This window comes from Marinobacter sp. (assembly GCF_035268745.1).
In the GTDB taxonomy this organism is placed as follows: domain Bacteria; phylum Pseudomonadota; class Gammaproteobacteria; order Pseudomonadales; family Oleiphilaceae; genus Marinobacter.
On record NZ_DATFKH010000148.1, the window covers coordinates 1 to 5,258 of the forward strand.

Here is a 5,258-nt window from a genome sequence, read left to right on the forward strand (position 1 = left end):
TGTAAGTGATTGAGCTTGAAAGAGGCAGGCAAGCCGTTTAGATTAAGAAAAACGGGTTGTTACCAACGTGTCATAAAAATGACATGGGCAGCTCTCAGAATGGGGCACAACCAGCCCGACTGGTGAAGTCTGAAGACCGGGTATATAACCCATCTCAAAAACCTGAGTTAACTCAAAAAGGAAGACGCAAAATGAAGAAAACGCTCCTCGCTTCTGCAATTGCCGCCGCGACCTTTTCCGGCAGCGTAATGGCCCAGACCACTGCCACTGCTGCCGAACTGGCGGCACGCATGGATTCAATGCCGACTGTTTACGGCAACATCCAGTATGCTATTGCCCATGACAACGTCGATGGCGGCGGTTCAGAACTGAGCCATTTCGACAACGGTTCCACTCTGGGTATCAAGCACGATCACGAAATTGCAGGCGGTATCACCGGGTTTTTCAAGCTTGAACTGGAAGGTCTGGCTGCGGATGACAAAGACCGCGAAAGCGGACTGGAAGATCTCGACGAGGCTTACATCGGTATCAAAGGCGACAGCTTCGGTCAGATCTGGGTTGGTTCTGATGACTCTACCTACGAACGTGCTGTTACCGAGATTTCTGAGTACTATGAAGTGGCCACTCTGAGCCAGGGCGTGGACTACACTACTGGCGAAGGTGATCTGATTCAGTACAGCTCTCCGTCGTTCGGTGGTCTTACCCTGATGGCTGCTCTCCAGATCAATGGCCAGGGCGACGACGCCTCGTTGCCGGACAAGGGCAAGAAATCCTATCCGTATCAGCTGGCTGCAGTTTATGCCATGGACGCGCTGGAATTCGCTGTTGCCATGGATTCGAACGAAAATGCTTCCAGCGCCAGCAACGAAAACACTTACGGTCTGCGCGCCAGCTATGACATGGGTGATCTGCGTGTAACTGGCGAATACCACACCCGTAAGGACTTCAGTGATACTTTTGGTGTGATCGGCTACTACGCGCTAGGTGCGAATCAATTTGCTCTGTCGTATGAGGTGACCCAGTATGATGACCAGTACGCTGGTGATCGCGCAGGAGTTTTGGCTGGCAACGATGTAGACACAATCACCCTGCAGGCCGTGCACAATCTGTCCGATCACATGTATGTCTACTTTGAAGGCTACCTGGGTGGCGGTGACGACGGTGTTTACGATGTTGCCGGCGAGAGCGAGCGCTCTATCGCCTCTGTTGGTGGTGTTTACTACTTCTGATCAGCTGACCAGCTAGTCAATAAGTAGTCCAAAACCGGCGGCCTTCGGGTCGCCGGTTTTTTTCGTGTATGGTGATATCAGAATCCCAAGTCAGGAGAGGCTATCTATGGCCCGGGAACTGGAGATCAAACTCAGCATCGCGCAATCGGAACTTGATCGTGCCCTGGACTGGCTGCTGGGCCAGCCGGATACCGGCCAGTCCGAGACCCTGCAATTGGCTAACACCTATTACGATACCCCGGAAGGTGATCTGAACCGGCAGAAAATAGCCCTGCGAATCCGCAGGATGGGTGACCAGTACATCCAGACCCTGAAAACCCGTGGGGAGTTTGTCAATGGTGCTCTCCAAAGGCAGGAATGGGAGTGGCCGTTAATGGGCACACGTCTCCAGATGGGGCTGATTGCAGACACGCCTGTGGCACAAAGTGTTAACCCGGCAGAGTTGCGGCCAGTCTTCGAGACCAACTTTGAGCGCCGGGTGGTAATGATCGGGCAGGGCGAAAACCTGATTGAGGTGGCGATTGACTCCGGAGCAATCATTGCCGGGGGCCGGTCATGCCCGCTCCACGAGATAGAGTTCGAACTCAAGGCCGGAGATGCCTCGTCCCTGCTGGCCTGGGCAAGGCGGCTGGCCGAGGAAGTGCCGGTATTCCTGAATGTGATCAGCAAGGCCGAGCAGGGCTATTACCTGGCAGGCGTGTCATCTCCCGAGCCGGATGCTGCGAGCATACGCAGCCTCTACGATTTCTTTCATTGCCTGAGCGCATGCTGGCTACGCCGGACGAGTTTCCCGGTAGACAGGGCCGACTTTTCCGTGGTTCGTCATGCCGCCGAAGCCATGGGTGTAAAAGCGGATCTTGAAAAGCTTGTAGCTCAGCTTTCGTCGGATCAGCCTGTTAATGCGCTGATAGCCAGCGGCCTGCCGGGTCGGGTTCAGCTGGCGCTTGCGGGTTTTTCACCAACCTGATCCCGCGCGGCCTGCTCCTCCTGCAGGCTGTGCCATTTCCGTATAAACGCCCGGTAGCTGGTCAGAGCCTGCTCAAGGGTCTCGACGCTGGGGGTTTCGCTGGATTTCACCAGCACGATCAGGCCCTTGCCGTGAATTTCCTGGATGGTGTAGGGGTGACAGATGATTTCGTTATTGTTGTCTATATACGCCAGAGCAGTTCCGATGCCGTGGCGTATCAACGCGCTGACAATGTCGGCCCAGGTCAGGTCATCCAGTTCGATTTCGTAGCGGTGAGGATGATCCTGCTGATAGTTGAAGAGGTCCTCCAGAACCTTCTCTGACCCGGGAGCAACGACAGAGCGCACCATGATTTCCGGATAGGTGCGCACCGGTCGCAGGATGGTTCTCACTCCCAGGGCTTTGAATCGTGCCCTGTTTTCGTCCCTCACGCATTCAACCGTGACGTGATGACAAAGATTGGATTCGCTCAATCGATGGGCGATATCAAAGGTCAGGCTGTCTGAAGCAGGGTCTGACTCGTCTGCGGCCAGCACAATGATGTGGCGGGCGCTGCCGGCATGTACCGCTTTGAATGCGGCGGGGTCGCTCCCGGAGCCATGAAAGTGGACCAGGCCCTGGTCGGAAAGCTCCGCTGGCAGTCCGTCCGGGAACTGCCGGGTCAGAATCATGATGGGGATAGTTTCGTAGCCGGGCACGGCTCGCATTTGCGAGGCAAAGCGTGAGAAGTACTGTTCGCCCCCTTTCTGCGGGGTATTGATAATCACGATGTGGTTTTGCATGGGGTATATCCAGCGTCCGGTTAAGATGCGTTCCCGGCGATAGAACCGGTATTCGATAAAGTCGCTGACGATCAGCGTCATAATGGTGATGGCCGCCACAAACATCATCAGGATCGTGCTGATTCGGCCAACAGTCGTTGCCGGTGCGAAATCACCATAACCAACGGTGACCAGGGTGGTCATGGTCATCCAGGCCGACTCGAACAGGGTCAGGTCTTCCACCAGCCATATCAGCAGCGTCTGGGCGAACAGCAGCGCGAGCAGAATGATGAACAGCCGCTTGATACGCGTCCGGATAATGCCCGACATAGGAAGATGGGCAAGCTGATGCTCCGGATTCAGCGGCCTGCGGTATCTCTGCATGGAATTCCCCGGGGCGGTTCAGTCGGCGGAGTGTTCGGTATACAGTACGCAAAATATAACAGAGATACAGGGGATTGTATTATGTCTGAGCCTTGGCGCGCGCTGCCACATCCGCTGGCGGAAGAGGTTGCTGGTGTCTGGCCGTCAGTGTTCCCGGACGGCGTGCCGGATTTTCTCCTGACGGCGGGGAATGTTTCCGCGGTGGATACGGCGCAGGCTCTGGCCCGGAGCATTTTCCTGCGCCGTACCCTTGAGGCTCATCCGGAGTGTGTCGAGAACCTGTGCAGATCCCGGCCTCTGACCGAGCGAACCGATGAGCATTATCTCCGGCAACGCTGGACGGAATGGCTGGATGATGTCAGTAGCGAACAGGATCTTCAGGCGGCGCTGCGGCAATTCCGCATGGAAATCCAGTTCCGGATTATCTGGCGGGACCTGATGCGCTGGTCGGACCTGCACGAGACCATGGCGGCGGCGAGTGATTTTGCGGATGTCTGTATTCAGGGCGGGCTGGAGTGGTTATACCAGGACTGCTGCCGGCAGTACGGCACTCCCTGGGGTGTCAGTCCTGCTACCGGGGAGGAAGGCCCGCAACCATTGATTGTGCTGGGCATGGGCAAGCTTGGTGGCCATGAGCTCAACGTGTCATCGGACATCGACCTTATCTTTGCCTACCCGGGAAAGGGCGAAACCCGGGGTGCCCGGCGGACCATTGATAACCAGCGATTCTTTACCCGGCTGGGGCAGCGGCTGATTCAGGCGCTTGACCAGATTACCGCGGATGGTTTTGTGTTCAGGGTGGATATGCGGCTACGCCCTTATGGCCAGAGCGGGGCTCTGGCGCTGAGTTTTGCCGCTCTGGAAACCTACTATCAGGATCAGGGGCGCGACTGGGAGCGCTATGCCATGGTCAAGGCCAGGGTTGTTGCCGGTGACCCGCGGGAGGGCCAGGTGCTGATGGAGAGTCTGCGGCCATTTGTCTATCGCAAATACATTGATTTCAGCGCCTTTGAATCGCTGCGCAGTATGAAATCCATGATCAGCCGTGAAGTCCGCCGCCGGGGGCTGGAGAACAACATCAAGCTTGGCAGCGGTGGCATTCGCGAAATCGAATTTGTGGTTCAGGCCTTCCAGCTTATCCGCGGCGGCCGGGATCGTGAGCTGCAGCAGCGGCAGTTGCTGACCATTCTGAGTGAACTTGAGGCGCTGGAGCTATTGCCCTCGGTAGTCGTCAACGAACTGGCGGCCGCCTATGGATTCCTGCGCAATCTTGAACATGCGCTGCAGGGTATCGAGGACAAGCAGACCCAGCTGCTGCCGGATAACGATACCGACCGGGCAAGAGTGGCTCTGATCATGGGTTTTGAGAACTGGTCAGGCTGTCAGGAAGCTCTGGACAGGCACAGGCAGAGAGTGTCCACCCATTTCGCCGATATCATTGCCACCGAGGAAGGTGAAGATGGAGACCGGATGGATCTTGCCGAGGAATGGCAGGAACTCTGGATGGGGGAAATGGACGAGTCTGCCGCTGCCGGGTGGTTGCACGATTGTCGGTTCGAGGCGCCCGAAGCCAGCTACCGGGAACTCGACACACTGCGCAATTCGCGCACAGTGCAGTCACTGCAATCCCAGGGCCGTCAGCGCCTGGACCTGTTTATGCCGGTGTTGCTGGAAGCGCTCAGTCATGTGGAAGAGCCGTCACAGACTCTGGCCCGGGTTCTGCAGCTTGTTGAAGCCATTCTCCGCCGCACGGCCTACATGGTTCTGCTGCTGGAGAATCCTGGTGCCCGTGCCCAACTGGTCCGGTTGTGCAGTGAAAGCCCGTGGATAGCCAGCCAGCTTGCCGAAACACCGTTGCTGCTGGATGAGTTGCTCAATGCCGAGAGTCTCTACAGTCCTCCGGCGAAAGAAGAACTG

At 56.8% G+C, this 5,258-nt stretch carries 4 protein-coding genes; 3 read left to right on the forward strand and 1 reads right to left on the reverse strand.

Annotated elements, in window-relative coordinates:
- Positions 1–191: 191 nt before the first annotated feature.
- Together VJ956_RS11430 and VJ956_RS11435 are read left to right on the forward strand one after the other, a co-directional pair.
- Positions 192–1,229 carry a porin gene (locus VJ956_RS11430; RefSeq protein WP_324085013.1) on the forward strand — a complete coding sequence of 346 codons (1,038 nt, stop codon included), beginning with the start codon at positions 192–194 and terminating at the stop codon, positions 1,227–1,229.
- A gap of 106 nt (positions 1,230–1,335) precedes the next feature.
- Positions 1,336–2,196 carry a CYTH domain-containing protein gene (locus VJ956_RS11435; RefSeq protein ID WP_324085015.1) on the forward strand — a complete coding sequence of 287 codons (861 nt, stop codon included), beginning with the start codon at positions 1,336–1,338 and terminating at the stop codon, positions 2,194–2,196.
- Here the strand turns inward: VJ956_RS11435 and VJ956_RS11440 are convergent.
- Entirely contained in the window at positions 2,163–3,341 is a 1,179-nt protein-coding gene (locus VJ956_RS11440) for an ion channel (RefSeq protein ID WP_324085016.1), read from the reverse strand. The genes VJ956_RS11435 and VJ956_RS11440 overlap by 34 nt on opposite strands.
- Before the next feature lie 81 nt (positions 3,342–3,422).
- Between VJ956_RS11440 and glnE the strand changes: the two genes are divergently transcribed.
- The coding region (gene glnE, locus VJ956_RS11445) for a bifunctional [glutamate--ammonia ligase]-adenylyl-L-tyrosine phosphorylase/[glutamate--ammonia-ligase] adenylyltransferase (RefSeq protein WP_324085019.1) at positions 3,423–5,258 on the forward strand (1,836 nt) is incomplete at its 3' end.